Here is a 21,391-nt window from a genome sequence, read left to right on the forward strand (position 1 = left end):
GAAAGTTGTGGAGCGAGCCTATGATTCTGAATGCTATTGCCGAAAAGTTGAAGCGGCAATCGAAGGATGATTTCAATGGCCGGCATTTCGAGGCATGGCCGATGTGCAGGCGGTTGCCTGGTATTTGGGTTATCCACTCAACTATCGGGATCTTGAGGAGATGTTCCGGGAACGTGGCTTCGAGGTCGATCATAGCACCGTCAACCGTTGGGTTCTGGCCTAGGCGCCGATGATCGAAAAGCGGCTTCGCCAGTTCCGGCGGCCGCATTTCGGCTCACGCTGCCTTTTCCTTCTTCCGCCGCGCCAGCGAAGTGCCGCTGTTCCATATCGTCAAGGATCCGAAGCTGGTGCATCGGCAAGGCGCCTTCGCTGTCATCGCCGCTGGCCGTCGCATCCCAAGGCGCGGCCAGGAACTCGGCCACATCCAGTTCAGTTGGTGTGGTTATCGACCAGACGCCGGCGTGGACTTTCTCATCCAGCTTGGCTTGCCAATGATATCCTTCGGTGCGTCGATTATGGATGCCGGGTTGTAGTGGGCATCGATCGGAAAAGAGTAGTCCGCATGATTGCCTTCGGTGATAAAGCCAGCGGCATAGAGCGTCTCCAGATAAGGATTGTCGGCCACCAGCACATCGGCGTAGGGCTCAAGCGCCCCGAAAGTGGCACGGAAATCCATGTCGGGACGTCCGGGCAGGGTGATCGGCACGCCCTGATGGCTGTAGTAAAACTTCTGACCGTTCACGGAGAAGGCTTCGGAGATATAGGACATCGTGAGAGGCGTGTTGGCGAATGTTTCACCCGCTGCCCGGAATGACTTGGTCACCTGGTTCATCTCGTCGAAGGTAGCGGTTCCCTTGAGGCGGGAGATTTGCACCATGGTCAGGTCGCCCAGCTTGTCGAAGGAGGTCAGCCAATCGCCAGCCTGGGTCACTGAATCGTCTTTGATGTGAGAAGACTGGACCCCTTCGACCGTGACGAGAACGGGGATCAGGTTGAGCTTGTTGTCCGGTTGGACGGCGACATTGGCCTGCTCCAGCGCATCAAGTACATTGGTGGTCTTCTTGTCCCATTTGGCAATGACGCGATCGGTAGTGGGCACATAGGTCGAATAGATCTTGATGCCGAGGCGGCTCCGTACGTCAGCATTCTCAGGCGCCGAGAGCATCTTGATTGCTGCGATCGTCGACCCTTCGTCCTTGGGGTCAATGAGGACGTTGAACTCGTCGCCGTTTCTTTTTTTCTCACGAATGTAATCGATGATACTCTGCAGGTCCTCCATTTTTTGGGGATTGCCGTTGCGGTCAAGTGCCAGCGTGCGGCTACTAGTGATGGGATTCCATATCGAGAGGTTCATGTTCTTGATTTCCTCGGTAGAGACATCCGAAATCAGGCAATTGTTCGGATCGCCGGTAACCCGCCCGAGCGTTGTGTCGTGCATCATCCAGGCATGGCCGTTCTTATCAGCGCGAAGATCGAGTTCGACACCATGGAAACCGTACTTGAACGCGTTGGCGGCGGCTGAAATGGTGTTTTCGAGAATGCCCTCGGAATTATCGAACATGCCGCGGTGGGGTAGTATTTGCTTTCGATGTGGATCGATGCCGCGGGCCTTGGTCTCGAGTCCGGTCAGGAAGAGATCCTTGCCGTAGCCGGCGCTTTCAATTTCGTCTTCTGCGTCGCCGAGAGCGGGGCTGTCCAGACCGAAGTCGGATTTCCAATCGGCCTTGTTGCCGGCCGCCAACCACTCGGTGATGGTCTGGTTGACGGTGCCGTCGACTGGATCATCCGGATCATTGGAGCCAAATTTTGCCGTCGTCTCGCAGCGGGTGGAAATCGATAATGCGACGGGCTCGTCGCCCGGCTGCACCGGGCCGTTTTGGGTTTGCAGGCCAGCCTTCGCCCCGTCCCATGCGATGGCATTGGTGGCACTGTCAGCAATGATTGAACTCTCGCTCTGCGCGCCAACCAACGTTGAGGCGAGAACTATGCTCATAATGGACGCTATCAGATCTGTCATGTTGTCTGCTTTCCTTCATTTCATCCGTTGCGTTTCGTGCCACACGAAGCCGGAGGTGCTGTCGGGAAATCCCTGCACCCTATCGTGATCAATGACATCAGCCGCGCGCGCCGGCCCCGATAGGGCGCAAAGGGAGATTGGCGCGGTTAGAAGCGTTCGCCGATTGTGTGGAAGGGTGAGTGCCATCTTGTGTCCTTCGCCGCTCCTTTTATGCTTAGACTTTTTGGGCTTCCACTTGGACTTGCCGATATCCTCGATGGCGACCTCCCTCTTGCCGTAATCCGCCTTGGCGAACCCCTTCTTGCCATCCCTGACCCGCTTGACGAAGAACGCCCTCTTCCGCTTTGTCATCTTGATTCCTCATCGATTGAACCGTTTCGACCTCCTGGGCATTCTTCGGAAGCGATAGCTTCCGGAAGCTCAGAAGCACTGGCCCCGGTCTTTCCTCCTGGGCGATGCGGAATGCCTCCCTGACCGCCGTCGGGCTCATCTCATTGCTGCTGTGAATTCCTTGGTCGTCGCGCATGCCATAGCTTGTATTCCTTCACGTGTTCGGTGCGGTTATGCCGCACTGTGGATGGCGCCGGTCGCTCCCGCTGCCTTGCAATAGCTCTCAAGATTCGTGCCAAGCCGGCCGATTGAGCTGACGACAATTATTTGCTGCTATTTCAGCGACGTGGGCGGAAAATACGGGATTGGGGGGGAGGAAGAATGCATGTCGCGGAGCCGACAAAGGTGACGACGATGTCGTAAGTTGATTGTCATCAACAACCGACCCTACCGGAAAACACTGGTGGGCCAGTGCTATGCCGTTAAACTCCTTGGGATAGGATCCTACTTGCCCCACAGCGCTGTCTCCGGTGGGATCATTTGACGACGATCAAGCGCCGCGGCGAGCGATCCCATTCACCAGGACGAGGTAACCTCGTGCCGCATCTGGTGCCCTGCATAACGTTGCCGTCCTGCTGCGTCATCGGCTAAAGAATGTTTGGGCGGCCTCACCCGTGCAAGGGACCGCGACGTCGCAAATGACGCTTGCCGCTTCATAAATGTATCCGGCCCTGCGCGCGTGGATTGCTGTTGCAGCAGGTCATGATGACAGATCCGCACACGCCGTTCCCAATAGATAGTTCGGGCACGAAGCCGTTTTTTCACAGGATTTACGGCATGTTGATCGACTGTTTCGTCCATCATTATGCCGGTGCGTTGTAATTGGGCGAAAGCAGGATCTCCGAAGGACGATTGTGCGGCATGCATAAAAGTCCGAACATAGCGGTTCCCTGCTTGCTGATGCCGAGGGCTTGCGCGGGGGAGGCGGACCATCCCGTTGGTGGTGGTGACCTCACGAGGCTCTCGCCGTGCGCCTGGCACCTGGATAACCATGACGCTTGCACGAACGAAGGAGACACCCCTGCAGCACGGTCTTGTTCAGCGATAGCTCCGCGACGTTCTCCTGCTTGACGTTCGCCCTTCCAAAATGGCGTAGACGCTTCACTTGTGAGAGCATCAGACCGGTATATTTTGCGCTAATTTAGAAGGTCGCGATTAGGAGCTTCTGCTTTGCGACAGACATCGGCGATCGGACTCCCCCTCTACCAAAATTGAGGACAATGCGATCTCCGCTTAATTTCTTCCCGCACGGGTCGTAAGTCGCAGTTCCAGATGGCCTGATTAACTAAATTCTCGACATCCAACTTATGACATCGTCGTCACTTTTGTCGGCTTCGCGACAAGCATTCATCTTCGCCCAATCGCGTATTTTCTGCCCACATAACTGGAATAGCAGCAAATAATTATTGGTCAGCTCAATCGGCCTGTCTGGCACGAATCTTGAGAGCTATTGCGAGCCAGCGGAACGGCCTCCGCATCTGCGTTGCGGTATAACCGCATTGCTTCGAACACATGAAGGAACGCCAAGCATGGCGGCTGCGTTAGATCGCATTCTATGGAAAGGGCGGAATTGGCAAGTCCACTACCAAGATTGTCTCCGCCGCCGAAGCCGTCTCGATCATCCGTTCGGGCGATACACCTGCATCAGGCCCAGCTCTATCGCTCCCAATCGAGTGACCAGGGCGCCATGTCCTCCGTGCGGCCGCAATCAGCTGTGAAAAGTGCGATCGAAGCACGCGAAGTAATTGGGATAAAACACGATTCGGGCTGGGTCGCAGTCCCCAAATGTGACCTTCTGGGACAAATCAGCTTGGTTCATTGTTTTGAACACGTACTATGCTCTGTCTCACATTGTCAAAGCCCCCTGGGAGGAGAAATATGGGACGTTCAACGATCGAGATCCTTGGTGGTGGACCTGCTGGGCTCTACACCGGAATTCTTTTGCGGCGTCTGCTGCCGCATGTCAGGGTCCGGATCAGCGAACAGAATCCGCAGGGAGCGACTTTCGGTTTCGGTGTTGTTTTTTCAGATCAGGCGCTGGATTTCCTGAAGGGCCACGATCCAGAAACGCATAGCCTTGTCACGCCGCATATGGAGCGCTGGCAGAACATGACCCTCAACCTGCCCAAGGGCAGTGTTGTCTTAGACGGGGTCGGTTTTTCCGCTATCGGTCGCCTGGAACTGATCGAGATCCTGCGTAAGCGGGCAGAAGCGCTTGGTGTCGAGTTTCGCTTTTCCCACATCGTGGAGTCGCTCGACGAACTCAAAGCGGATCTGATCGTCGGCGCGGACGGGGTGAATTCCCTCGTGCGACGGTCCCTTGGATCAAAATTTGCGCCGCATTTGGAGGTCTTGGGCAATCACTTCGCGTGGTTCGGCACGACCCGCCCGTTCGACACCCTGACCCAGAGCTTCGTGGAGACGGAGCATGGCCCGCTCAATGCGCACTGCTACCGCTTTTCACCGGATCGCAGCACATTCATCGTCGAATGTGACGACGACACCTTCAAAGCTTGGAATTTCAGTGCCCTCGGTGAAGAAGGAAGTGCTCGGCTCTGCGGGGAGATTTTCCGCGATATTCTCCAAGGCGCCCCGCTTATCGCCAACAAGTCGATGTGGCGGCAGTTCCCCCGTCTATGGTGCGACAAATGGGTAGCGGGGCGGCATGTGCTGTTGGGCGACGCCGCGCATACGGCGCATTTTTCGATCGGTTCGGGCACGCGTTTGGCAATGGAGGATGCCATCGCGCTGGTCAGCGCTCTCGCGGCCCATGAGGACGTGGACGCAGCGCTAGCAGCCTATCAGGCGGAGAGGTCCCCCATTGCGAGGAAAATTGTCAACGCCGCGAATACATCTGCGAACTGGTATGACGGCTTTGCTTCGAAGATGAGGATGGAGCCCCTGGATTTCGCCTTCGACTATATGACACGTTCGGGACGGGTGGACAGGGACCGACTACGCAAAATCACGCCGCAATTCATGGCCCGCTATGACGCATCGAAGGCGAGTGAGGGGCAAAAGATCAGCGATCCGGTTGGCGACAACGTTCCAGGCGCGGTCGAAATCGGCTTCGATAAGACAGCACATCCGAACTGCTCGTCTATTCTGTGGGACAATCTGGCCCGCAATCCCGATAAGCTCGCTGTGATCGGTCCCATCGGATCGCTGACTTATGCGGAGCTTGTGGCCGAGGCCTCGCGCTGGGGGAATGCCTTCATCGCCGCTGGTCTGCAGCGTGGGGAGCGCATCCCTTTCTTCCTCGATGACACGCCCGCCTGTCCGGCAGCTTTCTTTGGGGCCGTGCGAGCAGGTTTTGTCCCCGTTCTTTTGAACATTCAGACGACGCCCGATACGCTTAACTTTTATCTTAAGGACACCGGAGCCCGAATCGCGCTCTGCGAGGCGGCGTTGGCGGACAAATTCGGGGCGGAGGTTCTCGATGGGACAGCTGTCGCTCAGGTGGTGACTGTCAACGGAGTCGCTGACGGCACACAGAGGATCGCTGCGGTTAACTTTCTGAACGGCCAGCCGGATGAATTGCCCTGCGCCGATACGGGGCCGGACGATATGGCCTTCTGGATGTATTCCTCAGGCTCTACGGGCCGACCGAAGGGCATTGTCCATCTTCACCATGATATGGCCTATACTCAAGCGTCGTTCGGAAAATATGTCCTTAAACTGAGCAAGGAAGATATCTGTTTTTCGGCGCCGAAGATTTATTTCGCCTACGGGTTCGGGAACTCGTTTACTTTCCCCTTCTCAATTGGCGCAACGACGTTGCTGGTGGCCGGGCAACCGTTGCCTGAGGCCGTGCTGGACACGGTCGAAACGTTCAAACCAACCGTAATTTTTGGGTTGCCGACCCTCTACACTGCTCTAGTTCGCGCAAGTTCAGCCAAGACAAGGGATCTCTCGTCGCTGCGGCAATCGATGTCGGCGGCCGAAATCCTCTCGGAAGACGTCTACAATGCCTGGAAACATCTTACCGGGCACGGTCCGACCGAAGGGCTGGGTTCGACCGAGCTTTTACACATCTATCTTTCCAACCAACTCGACGATCACCGTATCGGTGCCGCCGGCGCGCGCGTTCCGGGCTACGAAATCAGGCTCGTCACGCCAGATGGTGAGCCGGTAGAACCGGGCGAGGAGGGCGCAATGCTCATCCGCGGCCATTCTTCCACGCCTTGCTATTGGAACCGCGCCGACAAGACGAGCGAGACGATGCGTGGAGACTGGATGGCCACCGGAGACCGTTTCGTCGAGCGGGATGGTTATTATTACTTTCTGGGTCGCACCGACGATTTGATCAAAGTCTCCGGGCAATGGGTCTGGCCGATGGAGGTTGAACGCTGCCTCAACGAACATCCCGACGTGCATGAGTGCGCCATCCTCGCACATGAATTGGAGGATCGCCGTATGACATTGCGGGCCGTGGTGAAATTGCGCGATGGCGCAGTGCACGGCGATGTGCAAACCCGCATCCTGCGCGACTACGTGAAATCGACTCTGATGCCCCACAAATACCCACGCATCATTCAGTATGTCGCCGAACTGCCGAAGACCGGAACAGGCAAGATCGACCGGCAATCATTGTTAAAATTGCCGGTCCCTGTGGATTGAACGGGCCTCCGGCCCGCGCGATTGAGTACGGCTCGGCTGCGGTGCGATCTCCCATCTGAATGCGAAGAGGAACAGTGATGTCTTATGTTTTCGGGCGTTGGTGGACGGATGTGGAACTGAACGGATGGGGATCTTTGAAACGGCTGACTCCCCCGTAAACCTGCCGGCCGGTGCTGTCCACCAGAGCAGCAACGGTCCGGCAGGTGGAACCTGATTTCCGGGCCGCTTCCCGGCAGATCGCCATGCGCGCGCCCGACGGCTCAGCGTGGTGTGATAGGGGACGGCAAGCGCTAAGCCCATCAATTGCAGCACCGATTCCAACAAGCCTTCTGCCTGGCGAAGCCGCAAGCCAAACACCAGGCCCAGCGTCAAGGTGGTCTCGATTGCTAGATCGGAATAACGGTGCTGGCCGCCGCGGGTCTTGCGTCTTGGAGCATACCATTTGGACAGGGCTTCCGGTGTCAGCCACAAGGTCAGGCTCCCACGCCGACGAAGTCCTGCTTCATACTCCGGCCAGTTCGTCACCCTGAGCTTCGTCTTCTCATGCGATCACCTCCGCTTGCCCGGTGACAGCTGCCTGTTTGGCACTGTGGGGAATCTCGTAGGTGGGGCTGCTGTACTTACCGGGATGGCCCGGCAGGGGATTGCGGATCAGTTCAACGATTATATTGCGGAATTCGAACATGATCGGAACGGCTTCCAGCAGCAAGCTCGGCTGGCCATTATAGGCACGCGTCAAAAGCTCCAGAAACTCGCCATAACATGTATTGAAGTCGGCCGCCGCCTCACGCAATTCCGAGCCTTCGGATATTTCCGCCACCTTGAGGTTCGGTTTGATGGGATAAGCGCCTTCCCAGTCGACCTGCAAATGCGGACCCGTGGGGTGGTCGGCCTGATCACCTTTCCGGTAATAGCGGCCTTTCACCAGTTCATCGAAACGATAGTAATGGGCCAGTTCGTGCTCGTCATCGTCGTAGATACCGCCACCGTCACCTTCGCCCTGTTCCATGATGAGCTTTATGGCTTCGAGGGCGCTTTTCAGATCGGTCACGGGAAACAACGCACCGCCGCCGGAACAATAATGTTCCGAGGTAATCTGGCGAAACGTGTCGCCGATAAAAATCGTTGTGCCCGCCCGGCGCGCTTCGGCTTCTAAGTATTTCATGCCGTCTGCGATTGCCGAATAGAACTCGCCAATACTGTAAAAATGGAGATCTTCGTGCCTCGGATCACTGCCGAGCGCTGTGATATGCGGGGAGTTCTTGCGTTGTATCCGGCCCTTGCCAGCGAGATGTTCGGGGCGCCGGGCCGGCCGCTCGATTTTCAAGAATGTCGCCAGGGCTTCACGGCTGAAAGCCTGTATGCTGACCTTAAAGTCGGTCTCGCCGTCAGGGAGCGAGGCGGGATAGTTAACCGCGAAATCTGGCCTAGTAAGATCCGGCGTGCCACCGATGGCATTGAGGATATTGGCCGCAATGGTCAAATGCAGCATTTCTTCCACGACGATCACGCGAAGAACTTGCGCCGCATCCCGGTTTACACCGGGCTTAATCGAGTAAAGTGCCGTCAGATACGGCGGAATCGTTGCATGTTCGAGCTGCATCGCACGGTGGAGAAACTCTTTCAGCTCATCGAGCGTCTTAATGCCATAAGGATCCATCCTCAAGCTCCCTGGAATGTAGTTAGGTGCACAGTCCGGCTTCGTGTCGCGTGCGTCGAGTTCCGCAGTTCGTTCCGCGTACCGGATATTGGTCTTCGTTCAGTGCAGATATTTCAGAATGTCGCGACTGCTTCGGAAGCACATGGCGGCCAGCGTCAAGGTGACATTGGCTGTACCGATGATCGGCATACTGCCGCCACCCACGAGGTAGAGGTTTTCGTGGTCCCAGCCGCGCTGGTTCTTGTCCACGACGGAATTGGCCTTCGTCGCTCCCGTGATGTGGGTGCCAGACAAATGATTGCCGCCGCGGATGGCATAGCCTCGAGCCTCATAGGCTACGTAGCCGAAATCGCTGGGGTCGTAATGTGTATGATCCTGCGCACCCAAACGCGGAAATACGGTACCCGCAAACTGGCGGCTATAGTCCGCTCCCTTCATGGTATATTCCGGCATAGCGGGCGCGCCGTGTCGGCATTCGCTCGGACCGTTTCCAGTCCTGGACAATGATCCCCTGCTGCTGGCGACATACATGGCAAAGTTCCCTGATCTCATTTCAGCGATGGACCACGCATAAGATGCCGTCCTCGCCCGGTAGAGGATGCTTCCGGGCCTATTTAACAATGGCGACACCGACCGGCTCACAGCAGACAACGACCCAGGGGGCCGATGTATTCCGTCTTGAGGCCGTGACGTCGAACACTTCTCAGAAAATCGTTCGCGGCGATCAGGTTAAGATGAAGCTCGTCCTCGCCAGAGCCCACGTTCATGGATTTCATCCAATATAACCCTTGCTGGGAAATGACCCGAAGCCGCCACTTGCCACCCTCCAGCCGACGTAGTTCGAAATCAACACGCTGATGCACCGATGCTGAGATATGGGCCGCAGTCCGGGCCGAACTTTGGGAGACATGCTTTTCGGGTTCTGAAGACATACCTATCCACCACTCAGACCAGATCAGAATTCGGAAACGGTCGGACGGCACACGGCAAGAGCCAATCGTTTCCAATGCGGAAGTCCTAGGCTTGAGATAGCCAGAACCGCCAACCCCACGCCAGATGGTGCAAGGTCAACGGCTAACGACGACAACGACGGAGGGAAGAGGGAAGGAATGATCCATGATGTCGCGATAGCAAGCACACCGGGGAAGAGGGCCGTCTGCGTCCACCAACGTTGTTCCCTCATCGTAACCTCCATTTGAAGCAACAGCAGGAGGCCAAGGCCGTTCGCCGCGTGTGATGATCACCGACAAGCTGCAGTCCTACGGCGCAGCAAAGCGAGAGATCATGCCGGGCGTCGAGCATCGCTCGCACAAGGGCCTGAACAATCGGGCGGAGAACTCTCATAAACCCGTCCGACGACGGGAGAGGATCATGAAGCGCTTCAAGTCAGCGCGACAGCTTCAGCGTTTCGTTTCCATCCACGACCCGGTCGTCAACCTCTTTAACGTTCCCCGCCACGATATTCCATCCACCCACCATCGAGAACTGCGAGCAACTGCCATGCAAGCATGGCGCCTAATCGCGCGCCTTCATGCCGAATGAACCAAAGCCTCACTCCCAGATCTTGTTTTCACAGCGTTAAGTTTACGGTGCCTCCAATCGTTTGGACCGCTTCTTGGCCCAGCTCCAACTGAGGCGAGTGTTATTGAAGACACCAATTCAGCTATAATCATTTCTGGGCGAGGTAAATGAGTAGATTTACTGTAAGCGCTCGTTTCCATGCGCATTGACGCGGCCAGTTTGACGTTGGTCGCTGTCAGACGGTCGCATCGGTTCAGGCAGCGGCGGGTTTGGTGAAGTTGAAGGGCAGCAGATCGGTGATGTCGGCATCTGCTCCGCCCTGGGGCAACTCGCCGAGAAGATGGCGCAAGTAGGCCAAGGGTTCGATGCCGCAGGCTCGGCATGTCAGCATGAGGCGTGTCTCAGTTCTTCTTCCGAGCCGTCCTGATGATGCGGCACTCTAAACTTAACGCTGTGAAAACAAGATCTGGGAGTGAGGCTTTGGTTCATTCGGCATGAAGGGGCGCGATTAGGCGCCATGCTTGCATGGCAGTTGCTCGCAGTTCTCGATGGTGGGTGGATGGAACATCGTGGCGGGGAACGTGAAAGAGGTTGGCGATCGGGTCGTGCAGGGAACGAGCGTCTGACGGCTCAGGAAATAGCCCGCGGTCAGGGGATTGAAATTCGGCATGCGCAGCGTCGCTTTGGCAGGAGTCCCTTCCGGCGTGCAAAGCGAAGGTCCGCGCAACGGCTGGATTTGCAAGCTATCGAGAGAAATCATGTGGGAAAATCCGCATATATCGCGGATATTTGAACATGAATCATCCATGAAAACAAAGCGTGTTGCAATGTCTGCGCATAGAGCGGATAATTGGACATGATTCACGATAAACGGGCCGCGCTTTCCGCCTATACATCAAACTTGCTCTCCCAGGGGCGGGTAGTTTTTGATGGCCGAGAGGCGATCGAAGCGCTGGGCATCAATCGTGGCGCGTTCCTGGACTCAGCCGAGCGTTTGCAGCGTCGAAAACTACTCCTCAACCCGCGCCACGACTTCTATATCGTCATCCCTCCACAATTCATGTCATTGGGCGCTCCGCCACCAACCTGGTACATTGACGCGCTGATGCGCCATGAGGGGAATTCCTATTATGTCGGTCTGCTTAAGGCTGCCGAACTGCACGGTGCAACGCATCAGGCCGTGATGGAGTTTCAAGTCGTGGCGGCCAAACGGCTCCCCAAGATCAGGGCCGGTCGCAACCGCGTCGTCTTCTACTACCGAAAGGATATGGAGACCGTCGCCGCGGGCGTTGTCGACAAGAAAACCGAGACAGGTTCGATGAGAGTGTCGTCACCAGCTCTCACAGCGCTCGACATTCTGCGGTATTCTCGTGGCGCCGGCGGTCTTGATAACATCTTCACTGTCCTCAGGGATATCGCGCCGCAGATTGATTTCGAAAGCCTGACTAACCTGTCACGCGTCACCGAACGGCCGGTCGTGCAGCGCCTCGGCTACCTTCTCGACAGGCTGGGTCACGGCCCACGCCTGGCGTCGATGCGTACCGCCTTGGAAGACCGCGGCAACCTGCCCTGGACGGAGCTGGACCGCAAAGAAGCCGGCGATCCCGACTTTTCTACTGAAGTGCTCGAGCGCGACCCGCGTTGGCGGGTCATCGTCCGCCGCTATCCGGAGGCCGATGAATGATACCAGCTCAGAATATTGTCGCGTGGGGCAATGTCGCGCCTTGGGCCGATCAACGTCAGATCGAACAGGATCTGATTATCAGCCGGGCGGTGGTCGCGATATTCACCGACCCCTTCTTGCGCGAAGCCTTGAGGTTTCGCGGCGGCACAGCCCTCAATAAACTGCACTTCCCGGCTCCGCTGCGCTACTCGGAAGACATTGATCTCGTGCGCACAGAGGCCGGGCCGATCGGCCCGGTCCTGGACGCCTTGCGTGTCGTCCTCGAGCCGTGGCTTGGACACGGTCAGTACGAGTCAAGTCCGGTCGCACCCAAGTTGAAATTCCGGATTGAGGCCGAGGACGGCGGCGGCGTCCCCATCCGCCTCAAGGTCGAAACCAACATCAGCGAGATCGAAGCGTATGATCCGCCGATCGACTTGCCGTTCGGCGTGACCAATCCATGGTTCATCGGGAATGCGTCCGTCCCGACATTCTCCCGTGAGGAAATGTTGGCCACCAAACTGCGCGCGCTGCTGCAGCGGGAGAAGGGTCGCGATCTCTATGACCTGGCGCATGGCCTAGAGACGTTTGAGGGCCTGAATGTGGAGAAAGTGGCTGACTTTTTTGGCCGCTACGTCGCACTTTCGGGCCAGGTCATCACGCGGGCACAGGCTGAGCAACGGATGTTCGCGAAGCTTGCCCGGCCGCGCTTTCTGACCGACATGCAGCCATTGCTTCCAACACAGCAGGCCGAAGCTCTGACCGACCAAACGACCCTCCAGTCATTTACCAGCGTTTTCGCGGCATTCATCGAACGCTTGCCCGGTGACACGTGGTTACGCACCGCTGAAATGCGCGAGCGCTTCGGCGTGGTGTAGAGATATGAATTGGAACGATGACGTCGAGGGCGGCCCGGGATGAGCGACGGAACGAGAGAAGAGGAGCCGCCGACGCACTATCTTCGCCAGGACAATGATGGGTCCGGAACGCAGGTGTGGCGTATCCAAGACTCTGAGGCGGTGAGGCTGGGTGTTTCCAATCCCGAGCAGGGCGCGGGGACCTATATTAAAAGGGGCAAACGGGCCTCGATTTGGGCGGCACTTCGAGAAGACACTCCTTGGTTTATACCAACGAGCGCTAATCAAAACCGGTGCGCCCAGTCACGCATTCCAATCGACATGATCTTCCACGGCTGAGCGACCAGCTTGTTCCATGCGTCGCAGCAATGGGCGACGATGTCCTCGTAATCGTTGAAGATCCGGTTGGACAACCAGTTGTCACGCAGAAATTGCCACACGTTCTCGACGGGATTTAATTCGGGCGATCGTGGCGGCAGGAAGAGCAGTGTGATGTTGTTGGGCACGTCGAGCTTCGGCGTGACATGCCACCCCGCCTGATCAACGATCAGCACGGCATGAGCGCCGTCATCGACGGCCTGGCTGATTTCGATCAAATGCATGGTTCATGGCGCTGGTGTCGCAGTAGGGAAGAACGAGACCCGCACCTTTGCCCTTCTTGGGGCAGATAGCGCCGAAGATATAGGTCCACATCGTGCGTTGATCGTGTGGTGCCGAAGGCCTTGTTCCCTTGCGTGCCCATCGCCGGGTGATCTTGTTCTTTTGGCCTATCCGAGCTTCGTCGGCCCACCAGAGCTCGATCTCGACGTTCTTCGGGAGCCTGCCTTTGATTGCTGCCAGTGTGGCGGGGAAGTTTTTTTAAAACTCTCCAGGTCGCCTTCGTTCTGGGCGTAATGGCGCGGGCGGGCAGACAGCTTTGCAAAGCCGAGCGCCTTCAATTCGCGGCCAATGGTCGTTTCATCGACGGATATCTGATATTCTTGGAACAGCCATTGAGCAAGATCCTTGCGCCGCCAGCGCACAACGCCATGCACCGCCGGTATCGGGCCACTTTCGACGATCTTTGCCAAAGCCTGGCGATGCACGTCGGAAAGCTTTCCTTGATTGCCGGGTGCTTTGCCATTGATGAGCCCTACGGGCCACGCGCGTTGAAGCGAATAACCCACTCGCGGACAATTTGCAGGGTCACGCCTCCGATCCTGGCCGCATCGCTGCGGGAATGGCCATCATAGATTTCGGCAAGGGCAAGAAGCCGCCGAGCCTGTGCTGCATCCTTCGTGCCTTTGGCCAACGCCCGAAGAGCGAAGCCGTCGAAGTCATCGCGCAGTGGAATTCCTGATGTCATCCGCAAACCTCCGTTTGCGGTATTGATTCAGAAATCAACTGATTTGGAAACCTCAAAAAGAGTCACAGGTCGCTCACGCTGGTATTAACGTAGGTCTCGTCAATCCGAACCGATCCGCAATGCGGCCGGCGAAACTGGCGAAGACGCTTCTCGATCATCGGCGCATAGCTCAATACCCAGCGGTTGATCGTGCTATGATCGACCTCGAAGCCGCGCTCTTCGAACATTTCTTCCAGATCTCGATAGCTCAGGGGATATCTCAAATACCAGGTGACCGCCTGTACGATCAGCCATGCCTCGAAATGCCTGCCTTTGAAATCATCCTTCGACTGCCGTTTCAGCTTTTCGGCAATAGCATTCAGAATCATCCGCACGCTCCACAACATTTGGAGCGGAAATTTCTCCTCCGACGGTCAACATACGTTAAGCGCAAAAATTTGCGACAGGCCCGCCAAACGGCATGGGCAATCACCTGCGCCGGAAATCGGTGGTGACGATAAAGAGTATCACGGGAAAATCTGGTCATGCCGCCAGATCCCACATTTTGATCGATGCCCGGTTAACGTTACGGTGCCATCGGTTCTGCTATCCGGTTGTCGTGGGCTTGCCCTGCTGTCAGGTCAAGCGCTGCAATCGGGCCTGGAGTGCTCGCCGATCGGGGACGAGGTTGTCGAGGTCCCGCGGGGGCTGTCCTCGTATCAATTGTCCAATCAGCGCCTGCGCCGCCTCCAACAAAAAGACGCCGCAATCACGACCGTTCTGCTGCTGGGCCATCCCCATTCGGATCACCCTGGCGGCTCCCACCGTCCCTGCGACCCGTTGGGCAGCGGCGTCGTGGTAGTCGCCGAGGGAGTCGTAGTGATAGGCAATCGGCCTGTTTCGATCGCGGCGATCAAGGAGCAGCAGCGACCAGTGGGTGCCGCGTTGATTGCGATCACCACCCTGGGCGTCAGTCACTGGAATCAACACGAAGTCGGCTAGGCGATGTCACGTTGTCGGCAACTTAACGGGTGGCGGATAATTCGGTTGAGATGACTTCATCGACCATCAGCTACAAGAACCACCGCTTTCCACCGCAGATCATCGCCCGTGCGGTCTGGCTGTATTTCCGGTTCCCGTTGAGCCTGCGGCTGGTCGAGGAAATGTTGCTGGAGCGCGGCATCGTCGTTTCTTACGAAACGATACGGCGGTGGTGCCGCAAATTCGGGGCGGCCTACGCCAAGCAGTTGCGTAGAAAGAAGCCGTCGCGGAAGGATATCTGGCATCTGGACGAGGTCGTGATTTCCATCGGCGGTCAAAAACATTGGCTTTGGCGCGCCGTTGACCAGGACGGCTACGTTCTCGATGAGATCGTCCAGACCCGCCGCGATACCAAGGCTGCCAAGAGATTGCTGGTCAGGCTGCTGAAGAAGCAGGGCCTGTCACCGAAGCGCATCATCACCGACAAACTGCGCTCATACGGAGCGGCAAAACGGGACGTGATGCCCGCTGTCGAACATCGATCGCACAAGGGCCTTAACAATCGCGCAGAGAATTCTCACGTGCCGCTTCGAAAACGAGAGCGGATGATGCAGGGCTTTCGATCCGTCGGAGGTTTGCAACGTTTCATCTCGGTCTTTTCAGCAGTCCGAAATCTTTTCGTCGCGCCGCACCAGAGACACTCAGCCCTAGCCACCCATATTCATCGCATCCGCGCCATGGCGCAGTGGAAAGCCGTGACCGCTGCAATTGCATGAGTTTACCGACAAGCGACTTTACGGCCGTTGATCAAACAACGTGACATCGCCCGCCGCCGTCCAGTTTACACGCAAGGTCGTCGAGACCCGCGGGCAAGTCAGCGACGCCGACCTGAAAGAGGTCCGGGATGTCGGCTACACCGACGCCAACATCATCGAGATCATCGCACTGGTGGCGATGTATTCGCTGACGAACTTCTTCAACAACGTCTTCGATCCCGAGAAGGACTTCCCTCTCGTCACTCCGGCTGGCTCGATCTGAGCCTTCGACTGCGCAACCTTTTGAAGCTTTGGGATCATTGACATGAATATTCTCCATATCGATAGCAGCCCGAGGCAGGGATCGCACAGCCGTCAGCTTTCGGCAGCAATCGTCGAAAGGCTTCTTGAGGTTGCGCCGGCCGCGAGCATCATTCGACGTGACCTGGGGGCTGAACCCCTGCCGCAAACCGAAGCCCTCTACGCCGTTGCGTTGGCGTCGCCGGCAACGTTGGCCGCCCCGCCGATGGGTTCTCTTGATCTTTCCGAAGCGCTTATTCGGGAAGTCGAAGCGGCCGACGTGATTGTCATCGGAACGCCGATGCACAATTTGACGATACCCTCGGTCCTCAAGGCGTGGATCGATCAGATCCTGCGTGTCGGCCGCACAATGAAGTCGACGCCATCAGGCAAGGTGGGAATGCTCCGGGACCGACCGGTCTATATCGGCGTGGCTTCCGGTGGCTTCTTCACCGGCGAGCGAGCCAACCAGCCGGATTTTCTCACACCCTATCTGTCGCTGGCACTCAGCTCCATCGGCCTGAGGACGCAACAATTTCTCCCGCTTCAAGGGACCGCCTTCCTGGATCGGAGCCAGGCGCCGTTAGCGAGGGACAAAGCCCTCGCCGCTCTCGACCTGACCGCCGCTGAGCATTTTCGAGAATTCCACGTTTGTCCTGCGGTGCTTACGAGCGCTGGCAGACCGTTTCGCGATCCCCTCTGCTCAGGAGAGCGTCGCCAGCAGCATTCTGACCGCGCGCCGCAGGTTCTTGGCACGCCCGTATCTTAACCTCCGACCGCCGCCGGACCGTGAACATGAGGTCTCGTTATGATTTTACCTACCAATACGTTTCCCCAAATCGGCGACAGGATCACCGGCAAATCAGCACCGCCTGATGACAGCGCCGTCCGCGAATGGATCGGAGCAGAAGCGTTCGGCCATTGGACCGAACTGCGGACCTGGATTGACGAATTCTATCCGGGAGTTTTCGCGCCGGACTGGCTCTACGGCGGCAAGAACCGGGGTTGGTCCTTGCGCTATAAGAAAACCAAGGCGTTCACCACCCTGGTGCCGGAATACAGGCAGTTTTCGGCTGTCGTGGTGATGGGCGGAGCAGAGCGAGAGAAGTTCGAGGAGCGGCGTTATGTCTGGCGCCCGGAACTGGTCAAGCTTTACGATGAAGCCAAAACATACATCGACGGAAAATGGCTGACGCTTACCATCTCATCGGCAGACGATCTGCATGATGTGACGGAACTTCTGACAATGAAGTGCCCGCCACTGCCGCGCAGTTGAAGCCGAAACAAGCCGGGCTCGCCGCTCGATACTCGCGAAAGGCGTCAAGCCGATCACATGTCGCGCGAGAGATCGAAAAAACCTTCTACGCCTGCAATTATCCAACCAACAAATATCTGAGGAGACAATTCCCATGAAAGCGATCGTAGTGACCGACCAGGCTGCGGGAACAGCCGGAATGAAGCTGGTGGAACAACCCAGGCCACAGGCAGCGATCAACGACGTCGTCGTTGAGGTCCATGCAGCGGGCTTCGTCAACACCGAACTGGACTGGCCTTCGACCTGGACCGATCGAACCTTTCGTGACCGGACGCCATCGATCCTCGGCCATGAGCTGGCCGGTGTGATCACCGCGCTGGGCTATGGCACCACGGGGCTGTCGATCGGTCAGCGGGTGTTCGGCCTGACTGACTGGTATCGCGACGGCACACTTGCTGAGTACGTCGCGGTCGAGGCCCGCAACCTCGCACCGCTGCCGGGCGACGTCGACTTCACGGTGGGCGCGAGCCTGCCGATATCTGGCCTGACCGCATGGCAGGGACTATTTCAGCATGGCCGCCTTCAGGCGGGGCAGAGCGTCCTCGCACACGGCGCCGCCGGCGCCGTCGGCTCGATCGTGACGCAGCTTGCGCGGGAAGCCGGCGCCTATGTCATCGGCACCGGACGCGCCGCTGACCGCCAGAAGGCCCTGGACTTCGGTGCAAATGAATTCGTCGATCTTGGAAACGACACCCTGGAAGACGTCGGCGGCGTCGATCTGGTATTCGACGTTATCGGCGGCGATGTTCAGAAACGGTCCGCAGCGCTGATCCGGGCGGGAGGAACGCTTGTGACAGCCGTCGGACCGACGGATATTCGACCTGTGGATGGCCTCACGGTTGACTTCGTCGTCGAGGCAGAACGTGCCCAGCTATCTGAGATCGTTCAGCGGGTTCGGGACGGAAGACTGCTGACGAACATCGGCAAGGTTTCAAGTCTGGACGATGCGGTCCCCACCTTCAATTCCACGGAGCGGCGCGGGGGAAAGACGGTCATCTCCGTTCTCCCTTGAGCACGACACGCGCACTCCTTGGAAGGATTCCCCCAGGGGTGCGCATTGCACGGGCAGTGTTGGCGGTTTCCTAAGCCTGCCGTTCGTCATCGCTTCGGCGGATGACCCGATCGGGTGGAAATTCCGACTGGCGGCAAGCGGGGATCGGTAGTGTCTTATTTTACTGCCGAAAAGGCGGTCGGCGACAACAGCTGATTAGAGATATTGGAGAGGATTTGCCCGTCGCGCTCTGACTCGTCGCGGGCCTTGAGCCATGCAGGATCAGTGGTGAACGCTTTCCATTTCACCTCGCGATCGGCTAGCGATTCCCAGGCGATGAGATAGGTGAGACGGTGGCTGCTTTCGCCCACGATTGTGGTGAAGAAACCTGCCTGCTTAATGCCGTGCTTGTCCCATATTGCCAGCGTATGTTCGGCAAAGCGGTTGAGTAGCGCGGGCAATCGGCCGGGCAGGCAGTCGTAAATTCTAAGCTCATAGATCACAGTCTTGCTTCCTTATGTCCCTTCAGAACGACATGTGTTCGGCACTTGCTCCCGCGTCCACAATGTCCTCAGAACTTGCAGCAACGTCATTTCCACTATTAGAAAAGACCCTGCAGGTATCTCCGAGCCGCTAATCTTCTGTCAAGCTGATCGCCCGTGTTTAGGCGCCGATTGGCAATGATGTTACGTCGAGCACGGTGGCCGTGTTGGCAGCTAATCGTGAGAATGCGCCGGTTAGAGCAGCTCTTGGCAACTAATTTGAGACGGTCGGCACAGGTTCCGCACTGGCCAATCTCCGACAGCAATCTCTGCCGGCTTGTGCAGCCTTCGAGGTTCACTATCTCTAGTGTATCCCAACACTGGAGCATCGCATGGATCGAAGCGCGGCCGATGTCCTGTCGAACGTCTGTATCGAAATTCTTCCCCCGGACCGCAATGAAGAGTGTGCACCGGATGCAACGACGTGTCCGTGCTGTCGCAGGTTACGTCCGGCCTCAAGCATGGATGACGATGGCTGCGGGATCTGCGACGAATGCCTCGCACCATGACGGCCAACGGCAAAACACCTCCAACAATTCAGGCGACGTTCGAAGACGCGCTAGCGAAATTACCGGACGGTTATGTCGACGGACATTTTGGTAATCAACCATGGGGCGTGACCGTCAAGCGGTCGGAGGACGGCAAACGGACATGGCTTTATGGCGAGGAGCTTGGCGGGACCGATATCGTCAGCTTCAACCTCTATCGATTGGCCGGGCACGGGTCCGCACTGAAGCCCTGCGAAATGTCTTCCGCAAAGGCGATCGAATTCGTACTCGGTTTCGTGCCCAGCACGGCGAAAGCCGCGTCTCGACCATAATGGCGGAAAAATGAGCACAGGGTCCATATTGCATTGCAGCAAGTGCATGGCTGCACTGCGATCTGAGCGCTGGCCGTCGAGGCAGCCTCTGATATCTTCAGCTCAACGAAGCAATGCACCTCCTCCCGCAGAGCTTCGTGTTTCAGGCGACCCACTCCTCCTCCCGAGGGTAGCCTGACGGAACAGCGGCACTCCTCCTCCCAGCCGTTGTTCAATTCTTTCGAAAAGCCTGCCGCACCTCCTCCCGCGGCAGGCTTTTTCGTTTCCGATACATTCAAGCTCTGACTTCAAGCGTTAAAGCAGACGGCCCTGTTCGACCGGCTCTCCGGATTTGGGCACGATCGTGGATCCGTACGGCTCGCGTGAGGAAATGATCAGCGCGTCATTGGGTAACGGCTGGGCCAGCTCCTTGGCCTCATCCCACGGCGCCCGCATCCAGGTATCGGTCTCTTCCTTCGTCAGCAACAGGACAAGCATGGCCTTGTCATGGATCGGCTTCACCAGATCGGTGGGGTCCGTGGTCAAGAAGCCATAGAGGTCGTCGGTGGTCAGCCCGTCCCTGACCTTTCGGACACTCTGCCATTGCGGCACATGGAGACCGAACCCGAGCTGACCCCAACTAACGCGCCTGAAGCTACCCACCGTGGATCCTTTGCGGAAGGTGCGCTTCTGCAGTGCCATCAGCATTCTTAGACACCGGATATCTATACTCCGAAACCGGATAGCGGAGGTTCTAACAACCGCCCAGTTCGACAATGCGCATGACGTATTCGGCGGCGGCGACGAGCGATCGAAATAGCAGAGCCTCAGGACGTTACCGGCGACTTTCCGATAACTGATGATTGCCGGGAACAAGAATCTTCGCCGGGCGTAAGAAGGCTGGACTGTGCAGAGCTTCGATCATAGCTCGTGCCTTGATCCTTCCGGTTCTGTGCCCCCCACTTCTTCTGATTGCGATTCCCCAACTCGCCCAGCCTCTGGCGGGGCTTCTTTCTGCCGTTGTCCATGGTGCGGCGGACGTATTCCTCCCTGCCGATAGGGGCGAAGGTCATATCGGGAGCGGTGAGTTGCTGGTTGGCGATCATTGCCCAGGCGCAGACATGCGTCTCGGTTGACCAGAAGCTATTCGCCGGCCGAAGTTAACGCCCACAATCATCCTAGAGGGTTGTCACTCCCGACCGGATGCCACTACTGGCGGACCTGCACCACGGTGTGCCTGCGGCTGCCTTCATCGAGATCGAAGCCGTCCCATTCACCCGCTACGGCATCGCTGCGGAACACGGGTCGGAAGGTAGCGGAGGGTCGTCACGGAGGAGTAGCCGTCCAGCTTCCGCGTTATTGGAAATGACACGGCGCAGGCGGTGCCAGGCGAGGGGAGCCCTCTGCCGCTTCCCCTCGTTGTCTCCCTCCTGATGCACTAGGGCATATACATAAGTCGGTGCGACGGATTGACTCGGTTTGCGGGGGTCGGATTCCTTTACTGCGGGCCGTATGATTGTTTTGGCGACGTTTTGATTTGGGAGCGTCGCCGATGGATGTAGGGCATGATTTTTCGTTGGGCCGGTTTGGAGATCGTCGTCTCGATAAAGGGGGGCGGTGCTGCTCCGTCGCATTGTGCTGCGCGAGACGGTTTGC

General features: G+C 57.5%; 14 protein-coding genes and 12 pseudogenes. 12 read left to right on the forward strand and 14 right to left on the reverse strand.

All coding sequences use genetic code 11. The features are described 5' to 3' along the window. Window positions 1-20: 20 nt before the first annotated feature. A pseudogene (locus tag ACIPSK_RS26500) lies at window positions 21-220 on the forward strand (IS6 family transposase); the annotation flags it as partial. A 58-nt stretch (window positions 221-278) separates the two neighbouring features. Next, a pseudogene (locus tag ACIPSK_RS26505) lies at window positions 279-425 on the forward strand (DUF2794 domain-containing protein); the annotation flags it as partial. Window positions 426-442: 17 nt separating this feature from the next. On the opposite strand, the gene ACIPSK_RS26510 reads toward ACIPSK_RS26505, so the two are convergent. Both ACIPSK_RS26510 and ACIPSK_RS26515 read right to left on the reverse strand, forming a co-directional pair. Next, window positions 443-2,017 carry a glycerophosphodiester phosphodiesterase family protein gene (locus ACIPSK_RS26510; RefSeq protein ID WP_080635762.1) on the reverse strand — a complete coding sequence of 525 codons (1,575 nt, stop codon included), beginning with the start codon at window positions 2,015-2,017 and terminating at the stop codon, window positions 443-445. 15 nt (window positions 2,018-2,032) lie between these two features. Further along, window positions 2,033-2,368 carry a hypothetical protein gene (locus ACIPSK_RS26515; protein ID WP_017969044.1) on the reverse strand — a complete coding sequence of 112 codons (336 nt, stop codon included), beginning with the start codon at window positions 2,366-2,368 and terminating at the stop codon, window positions 2,033-2,035. 1,917 nt (window positions 2,369-4,285) lie between these two features. Here ACIPSK_RS26515 and ACIPSK_RS26520 point away from each other — a divergent pair. Further along, entirely contained in the window at window positions 4,286-7,027 is a 2,742-nt protein-coding gene (locus tag ACIPSK_RS26520; protein WP_442214651.1) for a benzoate-CoA ligase family protein, read from the forward strand. A gap of 112 nt (window positions 7,028-7,139) precedes the next feature. Here the strand turns inward: ACIPSK_RS26520 and ACIPSK_RS26525 are convergent. The 4 genes and pseudogenes from ACIPSK_RS26525 to ACIPSK_RS26540 form a co-directional block, all read right to left on the reverse strand. Continuing rightward, a pseudogene (locus tag ACIPSK_RS26525) lies at window positions 7,140-7,552 on the reverse strand (transposase); the annotation flags it as partial. Between the two features lie 16 nt (window positions 7,553-7,568). Next, window positions 7,569-8,687, reverse strand: coding sequence for a ferritin-like domain-containing protein (locus ACIPSK_RS26530; protein WP_017969041.1), 1,119 nt, complete (start codon window positions 8,685-8,687; stop codon window positions 7,569-7,571). A 99-nt stretch (window positions 8,688-8,786) separates the two neighbouring features. Then, window positions 8,787-9,125 (reverse strand): GMC oxidoreductase, encoded by a 339-nt coding sequence (locus ACIPSK_RS26535; protein ID WP_245268479.1) that lies wholly within the window; start codon window positions 9,123-9,125, stop codon window positions 8,787-8,789. Between the two features lie 200 nt (window positions 9,126-9,325). Next, window positions 9,326-9,694, reverse strand: a complete 369-nt coding sequence (locus tag ACIPSK_RS26540; protein ID WP_130657432.1) for a hypothetical protein — start codon at window positions 9,692-9,694, stop codon at window positions 9,326-9,328. 208 nt (window positions 9,695-9,902) lie between these two features. On the opposite strand from ACIPSK_RS26540, the pseudogene ACIPSK_RS26545 reads away from it, so the two are divergent. Then, a pseudogene (locus ACIPSK_RS26545) lies at window positions 9,903-10,229 on the forward strand (DDE-type integrase/transposase/recombinase); the annotation flags it as partial. A 232-nt stretch (window positions 10,230-10,461) separates the two neighbouring features. Here the strand turns inward: ACIPSK_RS26545 and ACIPSK_RS26550 are convergent. Together ACIPSK_RS26550 and ACIPSK_RS26555 are read right to left on the reverse strand one after the other, a co-directional pair. Next, window positions 10,462-10,602, reverse strand: a pseudogene (locus ACIPSK_RS26550) (transposase domain-containing protein); the annotation flags it as partial. Window positions 10,603-10,693: 91 nt separating this feature from the next. After that, window positions 10,694-10,822 (reverse strand): annotated as a pseudogene (locus ACIPSK_RS26555) (IS6 family transposase); the annotation flags it as partial. Window positions 10,823-11,064: 242 nt separating this feature from the next. Between ACIPSK_RS26555 and ACIPSK_RS26560 the strand changes: the two are divergent. Further along, window positions 11,065-11,892, forward strand: coding sequence for a type IV toxin-antitoxin system AbiEi family antitoxin domain-containing protein (locus ACIPSK_RS26560; protein WP_017969035.1), 828 nt, complete (start codon window positions 11,065-11,067; stop codon window positions 11,890-11,892). Next, entirely contained in the window at window positions 11,889-12,749 is an 861-nt protein-coding gene (locus ACIPSK_RS26565) for a nucleotidyl transferase AbiEii/AbiGii toxin family protein (RefSeq protein WP_065277634.1), read from the forward strand. Before ACIPSK_RS26560 ends, ACIPSK_RS26565 begins: the two co-directional genes overlap by 4 nt. Before the next feature lie 263 nt (window positions 12,750-13,012). On the opposite strand, the pseudogene ACIPSK_RS26570 reads toward ACIPSK_RS26565, so the two are convergent. The 4 genes and pseudogenes from ACIPSK_RS26570 to ACIPSK_RS26585 form a co-directional block, all read right to left on the reverse strand. Beyond that, window positions 13,013-14,073 (reverse strand): annotated as a pseudogene (locus ACIPSK_RS26570) (IS630 family transposase). Between the two features lie 86 nt (window positions 14,074-14,159). Next, window positions 14,160-14,441: pseudogene (locus ACIPSK_RS26575) on the reverse strand (IS6 family transposase); the annotation flags it as partial. Between the two features lie 44 nt (window positions 14,442-14,485). Further along, a pseudogene (locus ACIPSK_RS26580) lies at window positions 14,486-14,599 on the reverse strand (IS6 family transposase); the annotation flags it as partial. 89 nt (window positions 14,600-14,688) lie between these two features. Continuing rightward, window positions 14,689-15,042 carry a Ulp1 family isopeptidase gene (locus tag ACIPSK_RS26585; RefSeq protein ID WP_081295698.1) on the reverse strand — a complete coding sequence of 118 codons (354 nt, stop codon included), beginning with the start codon at window positions 15,040-15,042 and terminating at the stop codon, window positions 14,689-14,691. Window positions 15,043-15,057: 15 nt separating this feature from the next. Here ACIPSK_RS26585 and ACIPSK_RS26590 point away from each other — a divergent pair. The 5 genes and pseudogenes from ACIPSK_RS26590 to ACIPSK_RS26610 all read left to right on the forward strand — a co-directional run bounded on the left by ACIPSK_RS26590 (window position 15,058) and on the right by ACIPSK_RS26610 (window position 18,415). Then, a pseudogene (locus ACIPSK_RS26590) lies at window positions 15,058-15,809 on the forward strand (IS6 family transposase). A 52-nt stretch (window positions 15,810-15,861) separates the two neighbouring features. Next, window positions 15,862-16,071 (forward strand): annotated as a pseudogene (locus tag ACIPSK_RS26595) (carboxymuconolactone decarboxylase family protein); the annotation flags it as partial. A gap of 42 nt (window positions 16,072-16,113) precedes the next feature. Then, the gene (locus ACIPSK_RS26600) at window positions 16,114-16,857 is read left to right on the forward strand and encodes an FMN-dependent NADH-azoreductase (RefSeq protein WP_162118158.1); all 744 of its coding nucleotides are present in this window, start codon (window positions 16,114-16,116) and stop codon (window positions 16,855-16,857) included. Window positions 16,858-16,896: 39 nt separating this feature from the next. Further along, window positions 16,897-17,364, forward strand: coding sequence for a DUF3788 domain-containing protein (locus ACIPSK_RS26605; RefSeq protein WP_446533050.1), 468 nt, complete (start codon window positions 16,897-16,899; stop codon window positions 17,362-17,364). Window positions 17,365-17,497: 133 nt separating this feature from the next. After that, entirely contained in the window at window positions 17,498-18,415 is a 918-nt protein-coding gene (locus ACIPSK_RS26610) for an NADP-dependent oxidoreductase (protein ID WP_017969025.1), read from the forward strand. Window positions 18,416-18,570: 155 nt separating this feature from the next. On the opposite strand, the gene ACIPSK_RS26615 is transcribed toward ACIPSK_RS26610, so the two are convergent. Continuing rightward, window positions 18,571-18,897 (reverse strand): NIPSNAP family protein, encoded by a 327-nt coding sequence (locus tag ACIPSK_RS26615; protein WP_003551122.1) that lies wholly within the window; start codon window positions 18,895-18,897, stop codon window positions 18,571-18,573. A gap of 532 nt (window positions 18,898-19,429) precedes the next feature. Here ACIPSK_RS26615 and ACIPSK_RS26620 point away from each other — a divergent pair. After that, window positions 19,430-19,756 carry a hypothetical protein gene (locus tag ACIPSK_RS26620; protein ID WP_017969024.1) on the forward strand — a complete coding sequence of 109 codons (327 nt, stop codon included), beginning with the start codon at window positions 19,430-19,432 and terminating at the stop codon, window positions 19,754-19,756. 294 nt (window positions 19,757-20,050) lie between these two features. On the opposite strand, the pseudogene ACIPSK_RS26625 reads toward ACIPSK_RS26620, so the two are convergent. After that, window positions 20,051-20,356: pseudogene (locus ACIPSK_RS26625) on the reverse strand (hypothetical protein); the annotation flags it as partial. Between the last annotated feature and the right edge of the window lie 1,035 nt (window positions 20,357-21,391).

The sequence above is a fragment of the Rhizobium sp. LARHSG275 genome, from assembly GCF_052871115.1.

Excerpts from the sequence above, each read along its gene's own strand:
- ACIPSK_RS26510 (WP_080635762.1), bottom strand. The coding sequence starts at position 2,017 with ATGACAGATCTGATAGCGTCCATTATGAGCATAGTTCTCGCCTCAACG.
- ACIPSK_RS26515 (WP_017969044.1), bottom strand. The coding sequence starts at position 2,368 with ATGACAAAGCGGAAGAGGGCGTTCTTCGTCAAGCGGGTCAGGGATGGC.
- ACIPSK_RS26520 (WP_442214651.1), top strand. The coding sequence starts at position 4,286 with ATGGGACGTTCAACGATCGAGATCCTTGGTGGTGGACCTGCTGGGCTC.
- ACIPSK_RS26530 (WP_017969041.1), bottom strand. The coding sequence starts at position 8,687 with ATGGATCCTTATGGCATTAAGACGCTCGATGAGCTGAAAGAGTTTCTC.
- ACIPSK_RS26535 (WP_245268479.1), bottom strand. The coding sequence starts at position 9,125 with ATGAAGGGAGCGGACTATAGCCGCCAGTTTGCGGGTACCGTATTTCCG.
- ACIPSK_RS26560 (WP_017969035.1), top strand. The coding sequence starts at position 11,065 with ATGATTCACGATAAACGGGCCGCGCTTTCCGCCTATACATCAAACTTG.
- ACIPSK_RS26565 (WP_065277634.1), top strand. The coding sequence starts at position 11,889 with ATGATACCAGCTCAGAATATTGTCGCGTGGGGCAATGTCGCGCCTTGG.
- ACIPSK_RS26600 (WP_162118158.1), top strand. The coding sequence starts at position 16,114 with ATGAATATTCTCCATATCGATAGCAGCCCGAGGCAGGGATCGCACAGC.
- ACIPSK_RS26605 (WP_446533050.1), top strand. The coding sequence starts at position 16,897 with ATGATTTTACCTACCAATACGTTTCCCCAAATCGGCGACAGGATCACC.
- ACIPSK_RS26610 (WP_017969025.1), top strand. The coding sequence starts at position 17,498 with ATGAAAGCGATCGTAGTGACCGACCAGGCTGCGGGAACAGCCGGAATG.
- ACIPSK_RS26620 (WP_017969024.1), top strand. The coding sequence starts at position 19,430 with ATGCCTCGCACCATGACGGCCAACGGCAAAACACCTCCAACAATTCAG.